This is a genomic window from Brevibacillus fluminis (genome assembly GCF_003710825.1).
Taxonomy (GTDB): Bacteria; Bacillota; Bacilli; order Brevibacillales; family Brevibacillaceae; genus Brevibacillus_D; species Brevibacillus_D fluminis.
In genome coordinates this window covers 243,966-259,127 of record NZ_RHHQ01000008.1, presented here as the reverse complement: position 1 = coordinate 259,127, position 15,162 = coordinate 243,966, and the positions used below count along the sequence as shown (strand labels likewise).

The 15,162-nt window shown below is 49.8% G+C and carries 16 protein-coding genes; 14 read left to right on the top strand and 2 right to left on the bottom strand.

The annotated features are described in order from the left end of the window. The first annotated feature begins 31 nt into the window (after positions 1–31). The 8 genes from EDM56_RS10660 to EDM56_RS10625 are packed head-to-tail and all read left to right on the top strand — an operon-like array spanning position 32 to position 7,329. Positions 32–1,084, top strand: coding sequence for a cobalt-precorrin 5A hydrolase (locus tag EDM56_RS10660; protein WP_122918265.1), 1,053 nt, complete (start codon positions 32–34; stop codon positions 1,082–1,084). Beyond that, positions 1,081–2,493 (top strand): cobyrinic acid a,c-diamide synthase CobB, encoded by a 1,413-nt coding sequence (locus EDM56_RS10655; protein WP_425456294.1) that lies wholly within the window; start codon positions 1,081–1,083, stop codon positions 2,491–2,493. Before EDM56_RS10660 ends, EDM56_RS10655 begins: the two co-directional genes overlap by 4 nt. Continuing rightward, the gene (locus EDM56_RS10650) at positions 2,493–3,050 is read left to right on the top strand and encodes a cob(I)yrinic acid a,c-diamide adenosyltransferase (RefSeq protein WP_246009341.1); all 558 of its coding nucleotides are present in this window, start codon (positions 2,493–2,495) and stop codon (positions 3,048–3,050) included. The genes EDM56_RS10655 and EDM56_RS10650 overlap by 1 nt, the downstream gene beginning before the upstream one ends. 19 nt (positions 3,051–3,069) lie before the next feature. Further along, positions 3,070–4,593, top strand: a complete 1,524-nt coding sequence (locus EDM56_RS10645) for a cobyric acid synthase (RefSeq protein WP_122917888.1) — start codon at positions 3,070–3,072, stop codon at positions 4,591–4,593. Beyond that, positions 4,590–5,348 carry an energy-coupling factor ABC transporter permease gene (locus EDM56_RS10640; protein WP_122917887.1) on the top strand — a complete coding sequence of 253 codons (759 nt, stop codon included), beginning with the start codon at positions 4,590–4,592 and terminating at the stop codon, positions 5,346–5,348. The genes EDM56_RS10645 and EDM56_RS10640 overlap by 4 nt, the downstream gene beginning before the upstream one ends. A gap of 3 nt (positions 5,349–5,351) precedes the next feature. After that, a complete protein-coding gene (locus tag EDM56_RS10635; RefSeq protein WP_425456293.1) occupies positions 5,352–5,657 on the top strand; it encodes an energy-coupling factor ABC transporter substrate-binding protein in 306 nt (101 codons plus the stop codon). A gap of 2 nt (positions 5,658–5,659) precedes the next feature. Then, positions 5,660–6,445 carry a cobalt ECF transporter T component CbiQ gene (gene cbiQ / locus EDM56_RS10630; protein WP_246009361.1) on the top strand — a complete coding sequence of 262 codons (786 nt, stop codon included), beginning with the start codon at positions 5,660–5,662 and terminating at the stop codon, positions 6,443–6,445. Further along, positions 6,442–7,329 carry an energy-coupling factor ABC transporter ATP-binding protein gene (locus tag EDM56_RS10625; RefSeq protein ID WP_122917885.1) on the top strand — a complete coding sequence of 296 codons (888 nt, stop codon included), beginning with the start codon at positions 6,442–6,444 and terminating at the stop codon, positions 7,327–7,329. The genes cbiQ and EDM56_RS10625 overlap by 4 nt, the downstream gene beginning before the upstream one ends. 62 nt (positions 7,330–7,391) lie before the next feature. Here EDM56_RS10625 and EDM56_RS10620 read toward each other — a convergent pair whose 3' ends face one another. Next, a complete protein-coding gene (locus EDM56_RS10620) occupies positions 7,392–7,763 on the bottom strand; it encodes a hypothetical protein (protein ID WP_122917884.1) in 372 nt (123 codons plus the stop codon). Between the two features lie 1,021 nt (positions 7,764–8,784). On the opposite strand from EDM56_RS10620, the gene EDM56_RS10610 reads away from it, so the two are divergent. Both EDM56_RS10610 and EDM56_RS10605 read left to right on the top strand, forming a co-directional pair. Then, positions 8,785–9,414: a class I SAM-dependent methyltransferase gene (locus EDM56_RS10610; protein ID WP_122917882.1), complete on the top strand. Its 630-nt coding sequence runs from the start codon at positions 8,785–8,787 to the stop codon at positions 9,412–9,414. A 490-nt stretch (positions 9,415–9,904) separates the two neighbouring features. Further along, complete coding sequence (locus EDM56_RS10605) at positions 9,905–10,264, top strand: winged helix-turn-helix transcriptional regulator (RefSeq protein WP_122917881.1); 360 nt, start codon at positions 9,905–9,907, stop codon at positions 10,262–10,264. 82 nt (positions 10,265–10,346) lie between these two features. On the opposite strand, the gene EDM56_RS10600 is transcribed toward EDM56_RS10605, so the two are convergent. Next, the gene (locus EDM56_RS10600) at positions 10,347–10,877 is read right to left on the bottom strand and encodes an NAD(P)H-dependent oxidoreductase (RefSeq protein WP_122917880.1); all 531 of its coding nucleotides are present in this window, start codon (positions 10,875–10,877) and stop codon (positions 10,347–10,349) included. 540 nt (positions 10,878–11,417) lie between these two features. On the opposite strand from EDM56_RS10600, the gene EDM56_RS10595 reads away from it, so the two are divergent. The 4 genes from EDM56_RS10595 (at position 11,418) to EDM56_RS10585 (ending at position 14,447) form a co-directional block, all read left to right on the top strand. Further along, positions 11,418–12,158, top strand: coding sequence for a class I SAM-dependent methyltransferase (locus tag EDM56_RS10595; RefSeq protein ID WP_122917879.1), 741 nt, complete (start codon positions 11,418–11,420; stop codon positions 12,156–12,158). 123 nt (positions 12,159–12,281) lie between these two features. Continuing rightward, on the top strand, positions 12,282–12,602 hold the full coding sequence (locus EDM56_RS32220; RefSeq protein WP_425456292.1) for a DNA cytosine methyltransferase: 321 nt from the start codon (positions 12,282–12,284) through the stop codon (positions 12,600–12,602). A 27-nt stretch (positions 12,603–12,629) separates the two neighbouring features. Beyond that, complete coding sequence (locus EDM56_RS10590) at positions 12,630–13,904, top strand: DNA cytosine methyltransferase (RefSeq protein ID WP_425456291.1); 1,275 nt, start codon at positions 12,630–12,632, stop codon at positions 13,902–13,904. 282 nt (positions 13,905–14,186) lie between these two features. Next, positions 14,187–14,447, top strand: a complete 261-nt coding sequence (locus tag EDM56_RS10585) for a hypothetical protein (protein ID WP_122917878.1) — start codon at positions 14,187–14,189, stop codon at positions 14,445–14,447. Positions 14,448–15,162: the final 715 nt, after the last annotated feature.

Below are 15,162 nucleotides of genomic sequence, written 5' to 3'. Positions count from 1 at the left end.
GATCATTGCCATCACCAAGCATGGCGTCGAGATGGCGCGTAAGCTGCTGCGCGATCTGCCTGGCAGCGACTTGTACTACATGAGCAAATTTACGCAGGGAGATGAGGAAGAAAAGGGAATCCGCACTTTTGAAGGCTCGGTGCGCCTTTTGTTTCCTGACTTTTTCCGCGAATATACAGGGTTGATCGTCTTCATCTCGCTCGGTGCCGTCGTGCGGATGATCGCCCCGGTTTTGAAAGACAAAAAGGTCGATCCGGCCGTTGTCGTTATCGATGACCGGGGGGACCATGCGATCAGCGTGCTTTCCGGCCATCTCGGCGGGGCGAATGAGCTGACCCGCGAGGTTGCCCGCCTGATCGGCGCCAATCCAGTGATCACCACAGCTTCGGATGTACAGCAAACAATTCCCGTCGATCTGTTTGGCCGTTCCTTTGGCTGGGAGCTGGATTCGTTTGAAAAAGCGACGCCGGTCAGCGCCAGCGTGGTCAATGAGGAAGAAATCGCCGTGATCCAGGAGGTCGGGGAGCGCAACTGGTGGCAGTATCCCGACAAACCGATCCCGCCGCAAATCAAAAGCTACGATTCGTTTGCGGCAGCGTGGGATGCGACGTTCCAGGCGGCGCTGGTTGTGACGCACCGCTTGCTCACACCGGAGGAAACGGTGCGTTTCCTTGGAAACGGCGTCGTGTACCGCCCGAAAACGATCGTCATCGGCATCGGCTGCAACCGAGGCACGTCTGCAGCCGAGATCGAATCGGTCATTACGGAAACCTTACTGGAGCAAAAACTCTCTATCAAAAGCGTCCGCACGCTGGCGACGATCAACATCAAAGCGGATGAGGAAGGCCTTTTGGCCGTGTGTGAAAAATACGGCTGGCCGCTTGAAACCTATACGCCTGACGAGCTGAATGAAATGCCGATGAGCGAAAAATCGGATACGGTGTTCCGCTTCACCGGCGCTTATGGGGTAAGTGAGCCTGCTGCATTACGTGCGGCACAAGCCGACAAGCCGCTTTTGACCAAGAAAAAATCGGGCAATGTAACGATCTCGCTCGCGATCTGGCAAGGGGAGGGGACACGATGAGTATGGCTACGACACGTCCCCGCCTCGTGCTGGGCGGCACCAGCAGCGGTGCGGGAAAAACGACGCTCACCGTCGGACTGATGGCGGCGCTGGCCAAACGCGGCATGTCGGTGCAGGGCTTCAAGGTTGGTCCAGATTACATCGATCCGACGTTTCACACAGCCGCGACGGGACGCATTTCGCGTAATCTCGATACGTGGATGATGGAACCATCGTCGATGAAGGAGATTTTTTGGCGGGCAAGCGAGGGAGCGGACATCAGCCTGATCGAGGGCGTGATGGGCTTCTACGACGGCAAAGACCCAAAAAGCAACCGCGGCAGCACAGCAGAGATCGGGATGCTGCTGGATGCGCCGGTCATTTTGATCGTCGACATCAAGGCGATGGCGCGCAGTGCGGCTGCGATCGTCAAAGGCTTCCAGCTGCTCGAGCCGGCCGTCAACATCGCCGGAGTAATCGCCAACCGCGCGGGGAGCGCCAACCATTTTCAACTGGTGAAAACCGCGATCGAGCAAGAGTGCGGCGTGCCGGTCATCGGCTATTTGCCGCATGATCCGGCGATAACGGCACCGGAACGGCATCTGGGCCTGGTCCCTGCGGTTGAGCGGGGCGAATTGCAGCCGTGGCTTGACTTGCTGGCGGAAAAAGTCGCGGCGACGGTCGATCTGGACCAGCTGCTGACCATAACCGAGCAGCATGCTTCCTTTGACAAACCGGAACCGATCTTGTTTACGAAACGCGATAATGAGGGCTTAGAGCCGGTGACAATTGCGGTTGCGCGCGACTCGGCCTTTCATTTTTACTACCAGGAAAATTTTGAACTGTTGGAAGCGTATGGCGCAAAGCTGCATTTTTTCAGCCCGCTCGCAGGCGAATTGCCTCCGGCTGATGCCGACGGCTTGTACATCGGCGGCGGGTTTCCCGAGGAGTTTGCCGCACGGCTAGAGGAGCAAGTAAACGTCCGGCACGTGCTGAAATCGATGATCGAAGGCGGTTTGCCAACGTTCGCGGAATGCGGCGGCTACATGTTTTTATGCGAGGCGATCCACGACCGCGCGGGCAATCGGTACGAAATGCTCGGCATCGTCAATAACGAGGTCAAAATGCAAACGAAGCTGGCGGCACTCGGCTATCGCGAGGCAGTTGCTCTGGCTGACAGCATCTTGCTTGCGGCTGGAGAGACGGCACGCGGTCATGAGTTCCATTACTCGTCGTTGGTTCATGAGCTGGAACACGATCATGCCTATGAGGTGAGTGGTCTGCGGGGACGCAAAAAAGAAGGCTTTGCACAAGGCAACGTGCTGGCAGGCTATACGCATTTGCATTTTGCCTCCAATCCTGGAATGGTCCAGCGCTGGCTCAGCCATTGTCGCGAATGGAAACGGACGCGAGAGGAGAGTGTGACTTGATGAGCGCAAGCGAAGGGAAAGCAGGCAGAAGAGGATTGTTTTTGGTATACACCGGAGACGGCAAAGGGAAAACGACCGCTTCGCTCGGGGTAACCCTACGGGCGATCGGACGGGGGATGAACGTGCGGATTTTGCAGTTCATCAAATCGCCGGAGCGCACCTACGGGGAGGCGTTGGCGCTGAAACGTTTGGGCGTGGAGATGGAGCAATTGGGCATCGGCTTCACCTGGACGAAAACGCCAGAGGAGCATCGCGCGGCATTGGAGCGCGCCTGGCAAATTGCCAAGGAGGCGCTTGCTGATCCGGCACTCGACCTCTTGGTGCTCGATGAGCTGAACAATGCGCTCGCCATCTCCAAATTTCCTATCGATGATGTCCTGCCGCTCGCCGAAGTGGTCGAGGCGATCCGCAATCGTCCGGCACACATGCATCTGGTGGTGACAGGGCGTAGCGCAAACGAAGAGCTGTTGGCACTGTCCGATTTGATCTCGACGATCGAGCCGACCAAGCATTATTACGAGGAAGGCATTGGAGCGGTCAAAGGGCTGGAATTCTAGCGGAAAGGAGGATACGACTATGAAAGCTCGCGCCATCATGGTGCAAGGAACGTCATCCGACGCAGGAAAAAGCATGCTCGCTACTGCGTTATGCCGCATTTTTGCCAATCAAGGCTTTAAGGTGGCGCCATTCAAGTCGCAAAACATGGCGCTCAATTCTTATGTCACGAAATCAGGCGGAGAGATCGGCCGGGCGCAGGGCGTGCAGGCGGAAGCGGCGCGGATTGAGCCGACGACCGATATGAACCCGATTTTGCTCAAGCCGAAACAGGATATGGTGGCGGAGATGATCGTGCACGGCAAGCGTTTTGCCGATCTTGATGCCAGTGATTATCGAGCAAGCTACGTGCGGCAGGCGATGCCATTCGTCAGCGAATCGTACGACAGACTGGCAGCCGAGTACGATGTGCTGGTCATCGAGGGAGCGGGCAGCCCAGCCGAAATCAACCTGCGCGACCGGGATATCGCCAACATGCGGATCGCCGAGCTGGCGGACGCGGCGGTCATTTTGGTAGCTGACATTGAACGCGGCGGCGTATTTGCGAGCATCATCGGCACGCTGGCGCTTTTGACGGAAAGCGAGCGCAAGCGGATCAAAGGCTTTGTGATCAACAAATTCCGCGGGCGCCGCGAGCTTTTAGACGATGGCGTCGAGTGGCTGGAGCGTGAGACCGGCATACCGGTGCTGGCAGTCCTTCCTTATTTCGATGTCGGGATCGATGCGGAGGATTCCCTCGCGCTCGCCTCGCTTCGCTTCAAGAGGCCACGATCTGACGAGTTTTCCATCGACATCGCAATTTTGCGTTTGCCACGCATATCCAACTTTACCGACTTTGACCCGCTGTTCGATGAGCCGGAGGCTGGTGTCCGCTATGTGCGGCACGTAGGCGAGCTGGGGACGCCAGACCTTCTGATCATCCCGGGCACCAAAAACACGCTCGATGACCTCAATTGGCTACGTGGGGCGGGTTTTGAACAACCGATTCGTTCGCTGCGTGCAAAAGGGACGCAAATCATCGGGATATGTGGCGGTTATCAGATGCTGGGTGAGCGGCTGTTTGATCCGGATGGCGTGGAAAATGGCCAATCGGAGGCGGCAGGCTTGGGCTTTTTGCCGATCGATACCGTGTTTCAGGCGGAAAAGAAAACAGTGCAGATGACTGGCAGACTGATAGCTGCATGGGAAGATGCACTCGAGCTGGAAGGCTACGAAATTCATCTCGGCATCTCCACCATGACAGGCTCTGCACAACCGTTCCTGCAATTGGCGGATGGCCGTTTGGATGGCGCGGTGTCGGTGGATGGGCAAGTCTTCGGCACGTACTTGCACGGGTTGTTCCACAACCGTTCGTTTACACGGGAGCTTTGCAATCGGTTGCGTGTGAAAAAAGGGCTTGACCCGCTGGACCGCAACGTGTTGACGGAAGCAGATCGGCGGGAGGAAGCGTACGAGGGGCTTGCCCGACATGTAGTGGAGCATATGGACATGGAGAAGGTGTACCAGTTGCTCAATGTCAAAGAAAATGGGGGAGTGAGAGTATGAACAAAAATCGGCTGATCGCAACAGGGCTGCTTGTTGCCGCATTTACGCTTTATTTCACGCTGAACGTACCGGAAACGAGCTACGCCATGCACATCATGGAAGGATTTTTGCCAGCGGGCTGGGCGATTTTTTGGTGGGTTGTCTTTTTGCCGTTCTTCCTATATGGATTGCGGTCGATCAGCAAGATCGTCAAGGAAAATCCGGAGCTCAAGCTGTTGCTCGGTTTGTCCGGCGCGTTCACGTTTGTCCTTTCTGCATTAAAGATGCCGTCGGTGACAGGAAGCAGCTCCCATCCGACCGGAACGGGACTTGGAGCGGTGCTGTTCGGCCCGACAGCCATGACCGTTTTAGGCAGCTTTGTCCTGTTATTTCAGGCGCTGCTCTTGGCACATGGCGGCCTGACGACGCTTGGAGCGAACGCGGTTTCCATGGCCATCGTCGGACCTTTTGTGGCGTATGGTATTTTCCGCTTGAACACGCGCATGGGCGGCGGTGAGCGCTTGGGTATCTTTTTGGCTGCAGCGCTAGCCGACCTGGCCACCTATATCGTGACCTCGATCCAACTGGCATTGGCGTTCCCTGCTGAGACGGGCGGTGTCATGGCATCCTTTTTGAAATTCGCCGGGATTTTTGCGATCACACAGGTGCCGCTTGCAATCAGCGAAGGGCTTCTGACTGTCATCGTGTGGAACTTCCTGAAAGCGTACAATGCGCATGAGTTAAAACAGTTGAAACTGGTCAAACAGGAGGGATAATCGATGAAAATGGCAAAAATGAATCTCCTTTTATTCCTCATTGTGGTCGCATTGGTTGTGCTTCCTTTGCTTTTTGTCAAAAACTCCGAATTTGGCGGGGCTGACGGCAAGGCGGAAGAGGCCATCCAGGAAATCAATCCGAACTATGAGCCATGGTTCCAGCCGCTCATTGAACCGCCGGGCGGGGAAACAGAAAGCTTGCTGTTTGCTGTGCAAGCCGCGATCGGTGCAGGAATCGTCGGCTATGCGGTCGGGTTGTACCGGGGGCGTTCGCGCAAGCAGGCTGCCGTTGAGGAGAAAAGCATGTGAGCATGCAGATTGACACTCTGGCGTATGGCAATCGGCTGAGACACCTGCCACCTGGACAAAAAGTGCTGTTCGCCTGTGTGCTGCTTGTGCTTGTGCTGGCAGGACAACCGCTTGTTCAATGGTCGATTACGGCTTGGATTAGCTTGTGGATCGTGGCTTATGCCAACATCCCGTTTTCGTTTTATGCGAAGATGGTAGCGGTCGCATCCTTATTTCTCTTTGCCAGCTTGCCAGCCCTCCTGATCGAAATAACAGCTGCGAGCCATCTTCCAGCGAATTCGCTTTATGCGATCCATGTTTCGGCATGGGCCGTCTATCTGAGCAAGGCCGGGCTGGAAAAAGCAGTCATTCTCTTTTCGCGCTCGATCGCTTCGTTTGCCTGCCTGTCGTTCATCTTGTTGACGGTCCCGTTTGCGGAAATGATGCAAGTCCTCAAACGATTGCGCGTCCCGACGCTAATCTGCGAGCTGCTGATGGTCATGTACCGGTTTGTTTTCGTGATTTGGGAAGCAGCGGCGCAGCTCTATGTCGGGCAACAGGCGCGGGGCGGCTACAACGGCATCCGTGCCGGACTGAAAGATGCTGGCATGCTCGTGCGAATGCTGTTCGTCCGTACAATGCAGCGTTACCGGCAGCTGTCCATCGGGCTTGCGGCGCGCGGGTTTCAGGGAGATTTACGCGTCCTGTCATTGACGCACTACAAACGGTCGGCCCGCCATGAAGCGGAGGCCGTACTGGGAATCGTATTGCTGGCAGGGATGGAACTATGGATGGGGGGCTATTTATGACAACGACAACGTTGCTGCAAGCAACAGGCCTGCATTATACGTATCCAGGGGCAAAAGAGCCGGCGATCCGCGATTTAACACTCTCGGTCCCGGCAGGCAAAAAAAGCGTACTGCTCGGACGCAACGGCTGCGGCAAGTCGACACTGTTCCTTACGGCGAACGGCTTATGCCGTCCTGACGAGGGAACTGTTTTTTGGCAAGGCAAGCCCGTAACCTATGACAGACGTTCGCTTCTGGCATTGCGCCGGGACGTAGGGCTGGTGCTGCAAGATCCGGAGCAGCAGCTGGTCGCCGGGACTGTTGCCGAGGACATATCGTACGGCCTGTGCAACCAAGGGCTGCCGGATCGGGAAGTGAAGGAAAAGGTGCAGGCAGCACTTGAACGGTTTCAGCTGACCGAGCTTGCGGACCGACCGCTGCATCAGCTAAGCCTTGGGCAAAAAAAACGCGTCTCATTAGCCGGCGTAATGGTGCTCTCCCCGCAGCTGCTGCTGCTCGACGAGCCGACCGCCTACCTCGATCCGTCACAGACGCGGCGCTTGATCGAAGAGCTCGAACAAATCCATCAGGCAGGCACCGCTATCTTGATGGCGACTCACGACCTCGAGTTGGCTTGGAGCTGGGCGGACTGGGTATTCGTGATGGAAAACGGGCGGCTGGTCATGCAAGGAGAGCCGCATGAAGTATTGGTCTCAGCGGAGGAGCTGGAGGCGCTGCAGCTCGGACTGCCGCAGATGGTGGCATTATGGCAGGCATTGCCGGTTAGATGGAAAGAGCAGATGACGAATCGTGATATTCCCCGCAGTATTGACGAATGGCGGGCACGGCTTGCTATGTTTGACAGTAGGAAGGATGAAAAACCTGGTTATCTCCTGAAGCGGTAGGGGAGGGCCGGGTTTTTGTTTTTGCTTTAACGTATCCGTTCGTTGCATGTATATTGTGAGGTTTATAAATTTAAAGCGTTCCAATTACTGATTACATACCAAAGTTGAATCGAAACAATGACAAGATAGCTTACATTTACCAGGTAACATCTTTTAAGACTTTTTGATTTTTTACGATATTCTTCTCTATCAATTAGCACATTTTTTAAATCTGTTTTCATCTTGTTTGTTTTTCTAACTAATGTAATAAACTCGATAACACCGACCAGCCCCCACATTAAGGTAAACACTAAAAAGATTGCACCAATCGTTGATAAAAGCATTTTTGAACCTGGGTCTGATGTTGACCTAAAAGCGATATTAACCAACATGGTGAAAATAAATAAACAAAATCCTATTAGACTTACATATGGTCTGAATCCAAATGACGTCATAGCATTTCCTCGCTTTGAGAGATTTCCGAGATTTTACTCACTAGGTGAATTCCCCCTTGCCCGCTAGCATAAAGATTTCCGTAAATCTTTTAAGGCAGCCTTAGTTTAACTCACGGGGATTTATTTGCAAAAAACAAGCGCCACTATTTAACTATTAAGATATTAATTCTTCTACGGAATCATTGGCTTAAATTTTTGGCGTTGACAGAAACCTCTGCAGGAGAAGCAACTCTCTTCAAAATATGCCGAAGCAGCGCTGTCGCGATCCTCTGTTTCTCACTTGGGACGAAACGGATAGCCACCCAATCTTGTAGTAAGAGGCATCTGATTATGAAAACCATACACCACCGAGTAAACGCGATCCAGGTAGCCCATCATTTTCACGAACACAGAACGCACAGTGTTCAAGTATTTTTTTCTCCAGTCCCAGGATAAACTTTGGGTCATTTATCATTGGTCCAAAAAGGTATTCTACCTCAGAAGCTAGCTCCAACCATCCAGCAATGTCATCCTTGAACCAGTGTAAATTTCACGTTTCAATTTCTTGTTCTAAGAATTGGATAACCCCACGTTTTCCTTCGATTCTTCTCGATCACCATTGCCTGTTATTTTTGAAATAATAATTGCTGGTGTTGAAATTTGGAGATTATTGTTCAGTGATAATAAAGTTTTAGACCAGGTATTTGAAAATTAGTTTTCTTAGTGCTTCATAGCTCAAACTAAAAACTACCGGCAGCCCTTGCTTATCTAACGGGCAGTACACTTTAATGTGTTATGTTAAAATATGTTTGTAAAATTTCATCTGCGTAAAGGGTGAGGAGTATATGAACGAGCGCCAGAACGAGACCAGTGTTTTCTGGATATCGTCCTAATCATCGCGTTATAGATGATTATCTAACTAGTGGTACCCATCATTATTACGATAAAGAAATCGTTCAAATTAAGGGGTCCAGCTCTAAAACTTTACTATCACTGAACACTAAGCTTGCAAGTGAAGTCATGACAGGAAAGAGTGAACAGAATGCTTGAATGGACGGGTGAGCGAATCATACCAAAGCAGTTGAAAGCCACAAACGGAATGCTGCTTGAGCATCTCGCCCGCTATTATTTCGCGACACCCTACGTAAAGGGGAGAGTGCTCGATATTGCCTGCGGCACCGGTTACGGTAGCCATATGACGGCGAAGGAGCGGAAGCGGGAAGTGACGCAGATCGTGGCCGTAGACTTGGATCAGGAAACCTTGGATTATGCCAATGTGGAATACAACCATCAAAAAATCGAGTATGTGCAAGGGGATGTGACGGACCGCACGCTGCCTGATCGGTTGGGGGAGTTCGATACGATTCTCTGCTTTGAAACGATAGAGCACGTGGAAGATGACCGCGCCGTAATGGAAAATCTTTACCGGATGCTGAGGCCGGGCGGCATTCTCGTCTTATCCAGCCCCTTTGGACGCGGGCGGGGGATGCCGACCAGCGAGCCGTTCCATGTGCACCAGCTGACGCCAGAGGAATTCGAGGAGCTGTTCGTCGATTTTGCCGAGACAGAGATTTATTATCAGAGAGGCGTCACTTTTGAAAAGCCGCGAGATGGCGTCCGGTATTTCATCGGAATCGCAGTGTGCGTGAAAGAGGGAGGAAGCGAGCAGTAATCGCTCCCTTTTGCTATCGTATCTGAATCGCAGTCGCAAGAGGTTTTCTTATTCGTGCTGAGCAAACGTGCAATCCGCTAACGGAACCTGCAAGACAGCCTGAATGACGGGGTGCCGCATCGTGACTGGCAGCTGAGTAAGCTAAAGGCCAGTTTAACGTAATATACCTTCGCCGCCTCACGAGTTACGCCAAGCGCTTAGGCAACCGTTTTCTGTTTCAGTCAACACTCCCCTCCACGTTCGCGTACACAGCTAGGACGCAGAGTGTTTGCCAGCGTTCCCGTCCTATATCCGCGAGCAATCAGGATTTGATGGCATCGGCGTATACGACGCGTAGACTGGACCGGACAATTTCGTTAACCTCCTTCGACTTAAACATCGTTCGTACGAGCAAATTAAGTGGTTTACATCCTTTCAATAAGATGCAAAATGATCTATTGTCAAGTAAGCATATTTATATCCTATACTTATCAAAAGGAGAGTGTAACTTGTGCGCGGAACCTGTGTTCCACATGAAGTGAAACTAAAAGACACTGGCTTTGGATACACGTTGTCTTTAATAGGCGGTAAATATAAAATGATCATTATGTATTGGCTGTCTGAAAATAAGGTTATGCGGTTTAATTCGCTGCAGCGAAGTATCGGTACCATTTCTTTTAAAACGCTGAGCATCATGTTAAAAGAGCTGGAGGCAGATGGCCTTATTATACGCCAGGAATTTCCTCAAATACCTCCAAAAGTTGAATATTCATTATCTGAACGTGGTCTTTCTCTCATTCCAGTGTTAAATATGATGTGCGAGTGGGGAGAGAAAAACAGTTTGCCAGCTCTGGAGGCTGTAGAGCGGTAGGCAAAGTTTTTTTGTTTAAATAATAAAGAAGTATCTCCTGAACAAGGAAATACTTCTTTTTTTGCTTTAATGAAGGTCCCTATTATAGGTTGTCAACAAAATTCAAATAATCTTGTACGCTTTTTTCCAAGTCGCTTGCAGATGGGTTATATTCTGTACCATAAAACGCAAAGAACGAACGGTAATCTGCATTGCAGTATAGGAAGGTAGTTTCAAAAGGAGATAATAAATGTTCAAGTGTATAGCGATATCTTCCCTCTTCACTATAGTCTTCTTTATTAATTCCGGCAGATACAGCTAGAGCAATTTTGCGGTTCTTTAATTTATCGCCTCCATTTGAACCATAAGCCCAACCATAAGCGAAAACATCGTCAAGCCATTTTTTAAGGAGAGGCGGACAGTTAAACCAATATATAGGGAACTGCATAACAAGATTACCATGCGATTCAACCAATTTTTGTTCTTTTTCCACGTCTATGTTTCCATCAGGATAAACCTTATACAATTCGTGAACAGTATACTTTTTCGGATATTTTTTGAGTTCTTCTATCCATCGCTTATTAATGATGGATGTTTCTGTGCTTGGGTGTGTTACGATAACTAGAGATTTCAAAGAATTGTCCTCCGGAAGTTTTATTTATTTCTGTTCTTGAGTGTAAAGATTACACTGCAAATATGTAAGTATGCACTTTTAGTACAGGTACTTACATAAAGGTGAGTATCACCCCGAGTTTTCGGGTTGTACTTGTTATTTTTATACTAAAAATTCGTAATAGTTGCTTCCGTTCAAGAATGATCGAATATTCAACAGATATGAACGTGGCGGTCAATACCCCGTTGAATGATTCAATGATTTTATCCTTTAAAAGGATAGGATTACCCTCTGTGAGGTCCAAAGAATACGTGAATTTTGATGCTAATTAAAAGAAGAGTGGTACTGCGAAGGTCGAACCTAACGCCTCTTTGTAGGTGATGGGTTTTTTATGCTTCCAAAGGGAGGGTAACTAACGGGATCAATAGTTCAATAAACAAAGGCAACCGATCAGGAGATTCGCTGCCTTTTCTCAACTAACGGGCAGTTTTCTTCAATTACTTATGTTAAAATATGGTTATAAGTGGTCAAGCCATCGAACAATATTTGGGGAGGGCCGGCATGGATAAGAATTCTGTTTATAAAACAAACAGTTTCTATTGGGATACAAAAGGAAATGACTTCTTAGGAGCAATTGTGCTTCCTTTTTATGGAGCATTTGTCTCAGAAGAAAAATGCCAGCTTTTTGGCGACGTCTCGGGGAAAAAGATGCTGGAGATCGGCTGTGGAAACGGTCAATCCTTGCAATATCATGGAGAACGCAAAGCATCTGAACTTTGGGCTATGGATATATCAGAAAAACAAATCGAAAAGGCAGCGCAACATTTGAAGTCATGCGGTCTATCAGCAAAATTGATCTGTTCTCCCATGGAAGAAGAATGTGGCGTACCAGTGGATTATTTTGACTTTGTTTATTCGATTTATGCCATAGGCTGGACCAGCGACCTTGATGGTACTTTTTGCCGGATCGCATCTTACCTTAAAAAAGACGGTGTATTCATTTTCAGTTGGTCTCACCCTATACACAAATGCGTTGTTGCAGAAAATAATAGGCTTGCTTTTAAAAAATGTTATTTCGATGAATCTTGGTATTCGGTATCTCTTGGTGAAGGCACTCTAACATTATCGGACCGCAAACTATCAACCTATGTGAATGCGTTGGCAAAAGCGGGATTTGTAATTGAGCAAATGATTGAGCAATCTGATGATGAAATTATGCAATCGCGGGACGATAACAGCGATTTTGCAAAAAAAGCAAAGATGCTGCCTGTAACTTTTGTAGTCAAAGCAAGAAAACTATAGGGTTCGATAGTAAAGAAAACGGATGCTGTTGCATCCGTTTTTTCAGTTTAGGTAACGGTGAGGATAGATGAGAAATGAACGAATTTAACACAATCTCAATTAAGTTAAACGGGCGGTGAAAACATGCCATATGCACATGAAATTATCGTAGACAACTTTGCGGGCGGAGGCGGAGCAAGCACCGGCATAGAGCTGGCAACTGGTCGTTCTGTAGATATTGCCATCAACCACGATCCGGCAGCGATCGCCATGCACCGCGCAAATCACCCGGACACGGAGCATTACTGCGAATCAGTGTGGGACGTTGATCCGCGCGAGGTAACACATGGCCGGCCGGTCGCTCTATGTTGGCTCAGTCCAGACTGCAAGCATTTTAGCAAGGCGAAAGGCGGAAAACCAAAGGAAAAAAGTATTCGTGGGCTGGCATGGGTAGCTGTGCGATAGGCCGCAACGGTAAAGCCGCGGGTAATCATGCTGGAGAACGTGGAGGAATTTAAAACGTGGGGGCCGCTGCTAAAGGACGGGATGCCGGACCCTGACAAGAAAGGGCGAACCTTTCAGGCCTTTGTAAATGCGCTCAAGCGGCAGGGATACCAGGTGGAGTGGCGAGAGCTGCGGGCTTGCGATTACGGCGCGCCGACAATTCGCAAAAGATTCTTTCTGATTGCACGCCGCGACGGTCGCCCGATCGTATGGCCGGAACCGACGCATGGAGACCCGAACAGCCCGGAAGTAAAAAGCGGCAAATTGAAACCATGGCGGACAGCAGCCGAAATAATCGATTGGTCGCTTCCTTGCCCATCGATTTTCGAGAGGAAAAAACCTCTGGCTGAAAATACACAGAGGCGAATCGCGAGGGGCGTTCAGAAATTTATCATCGACAATCCCGATCCCTTCCTTGCACCAATTAGCGGAAGCGTTTCATTCGTCACGAAATTCCGGACAGGAGCAACTGGTCATCCAGTAACGGAGCCTTTGCACACAATCACATCGGGGGCTGGAAGCAAACGGCCCGCAGGGGCAGCTCACGCGATGGGCTTGGTGACAGCATTTATCGGCCGGCAGTTCGGACAATCGACAGGTCATTCGGCAGAAGAACCACTCGGGACAATAACTGCAGGTGGCATGGGAAAAAGTCAGCTCGTAGCAGCTTTCCTTGCTCAGTATCACAGCGAAACAGCCAGCCACGAGGCACGAGGGCAGACGATGGACAGGCCCATACTGACACTGGACACATCCAACCGGTATGCATTGGTAACATCCAACCTGATTAAAATGCGAGGAACAAACATCGGTCAGCCGGTCACCGGGCCTTTACAAACAGTGACGGCAGGCGGCAATCACTTTGGTGAGGTTCGGGCCTTCCTAATGAAATACTACGGCGCCGGGATAGGTCAGGAGTGCAGTGAGCCTTTGCACACGATTCCGACAAAGGACCGGTTCGGCCTAGTCACTATCCACGGACAAGACTATCAGATCGTTGACATTGGCATGCGCATGCTGGAGCCGCACGAGTTGTTCGCAGCTCAGGGATTCCCGAACAGTTACATCATCAAACAAGACGCTGATGGCAAGTCCTATCCCAAGTCAGAGCAGGTCGCACGATGCGGTAACTCAGTGCCGCCACCATTTGCGAATGCGCTGGTTCGGGCGAACCTTCCTGAGCATTGCGCTAGCACCGGTAACGTGGCCACATTCGAGCGATACAAGGAGCAACCGGTCGGGCAGCAGGCTCTGTCGATTTAAGAAGACAACCATTTTAGCTGTTGGGCAAGTAATCGGGCTGATTTATCAAATTGTGTATTTAGATGCATGAATACAATTATTTTTGCTTCAACAACTTGATCACAATAATAATTGGTACAACAACAACAACAAAAAACGTAGCTAACAGCATTAATCCAGGGATACCAATGCTCGACATGAAAAAGCACCTCTTACATTTTTTGTTTTTACTTGAAATGCGTCTCAACATTAAATCTTGTTTCGATTGAAAAACTTATCAAAATAGTTAGGGAGGGAAACAAGATGAATATCCAGGCTGGCAAGTATTATCAAAACAGCAAAGGGCTTATCCGGAAAGTAAAAGGGATCGAAATGAGGCCGAATCGGTACGGCAGCTGGGAGGAAGTTGTGTACGCTCCGATCTTGCCAGGAGGCAAAGAAGGTGCCGAAAAGACATGCGCGCTCTCCACGATGAAGGGGTGGGCCAAACGGGAGTTTGATCGGCAGCGGCTGAATGGAGAAGCCCGAAGCGTGAGGAAGCGGCCGTACTTTTGGAGCAATTGACTGACACACTTTCTTCTGTACCGACAAGGAAGTTCGTTGATCTGTGCGTCGATGCGGCGAAAGATGAGCTGCGAAAAGAATTCGGCCTGATTTAACAAATCGGTAAAAGAATAAATCCTCAGGAAAAACTGCTTGAAAAAGAAAAAACCCCACCAAAAATGGTGAGGTTAAAGTTACCAGTTTTAATTAATAGGCAAGTTAGCTGTTACAGAGTATGTGGTAGAGATTTCAGATGAATTAACGATCCCAATTTGCCAAACACCAGCTTCTGGATTATTAACCTCTATGAATTCAGGATTTTCAATGAAATCAATCGGATGAATTTGTTGGCTAGAAGGAGATATCAAATACAAATCAGGAAAATAATCACTATCTATACTTCCAAAAAGCGCTTCAACTCGTAAGAGGTTACTTCCATTTGGAACAGTAATGCTTCCAACTGTTTTGTTTTCACCTAATCCGATCGTACCGTTTAATACATTGCTATTCTCGTCTTAACCTTTTTCTATCTGTTGGTTTTATAACGAGCCTACACCGTGCGGGCGACTTTCATCGCACACGGCGTTCCATCAATTGTAAAATCTCTTTCCTCCTCTTTTGGAATTTACTTATTTCCCCAAGAGGTATTATCGCACAATATCTTTCGAAAATCCCATAATAAGCAAAAAAATGAGATAAATTCTAGATTGCTTTAAGGTGGCTTCATTTGCAACAC

Excerpts from the sequence above, each read along its gene's own strand:
- EDM56_RS10660 (WP_122918265.1), top strand. The coding sequence starts at position 32 with ATGGCGCGTAAGCTGCTGCGCGATCTGCCTGGCAGCGACTTGTACTAC.
- EDM56_RS10655 (WP_425456294.1), top strand. The coding sequence starts at position 1,081 with ATGAGTATGGCTACGACACGTCCCCGCCTCGTGCTGGGCGGCACCAGC.
- EDM56_RS10650 (WP_246009341.1), top strand. The coding sequence starts at position 2,493 with ATGAGCGCAAGCGAAGGGAAAGCAGGCAGAAGAGGATTGTTTTTGGTA.
- EDM56_RS10645 (WP_122917888.1), top strand. The coding sequence starts at position 3,070 with ATGAAAGCTCGCGCCATCATGGTGCAAGGAACGTCATCCGACGCAGGA.
- EDM56_RS10640 (WP_122917887.1), top strand. The coding sequence starts at position 4,590 with ATGAACAAAAATCGGCTGATCGCAACAGGGCTGCTTGTTGCCGCATTT.
- EDM56_RS10635 (WP_425456293.1), top strand. The coding sequence starts at position 5,352 with ATGAAAATGGCAAAAATGAATCTCCTTTTATTCCTCATTGTGGTCGCA.
- cbiQ (WP_246009361.1), top strand. The coding sequence starts at position 5,660 with ATGCAGATTGACACTCTGGCGTATGGCAATCGGCTGAGACACCTGCCA.
- EDM56_RS10625 (WP_122917885.1), top strand. The coding sequence starts at position 6,442 with ATGACAACGACAACGTTGCTGCAAGCAACAGGCCTGCATTATACGTAT.
- EDM56_RS10620 (WP_122917884.1), bottom strand. The coding sequence starts at position 7,763 with ATGACGTCATTTGGATTCAGACCATATGTAAGTCTAATAGGATTTTGT.
- EDM56_RS10610 (WP_122917882.1), top strand. The coding sequence starts at position 8,785 with ATGCTTGAATGGACGGGTGAGCGAATCATACCAAAGCAGTTGAAAGCC.
- EDM56_RS10595 (WP_122917879.1), top strand. The coding sequence starts at position 11,418 with ATGGATAAGAATTCTGTTTATAAAACAAACAGTTTCTATTGGGATACA.
- EDM56_RS32220 (WP_425456292.1), top strand. The coding sequence starts at position 12,282 with ATGCCATATGCACATGAAATTATCGTAGACAACTTTGCGGGCGGAGGC.
- EDM56_RS10590 (WP_425456291.1), top strand. The coding sequence starts at position 12,630 with ATGCTGGAGAACGTGGAGGAATTTAAAACGTGGGGGCCGCTGCTAAAG.
- EDM56_RS10585 (WP_122917878.1), top strand. The coding sequence starts at position 14,187 with ATGAATATCCAGGCTGGCAAGTATTATCAAAACAGCAAAGGGCTTATC.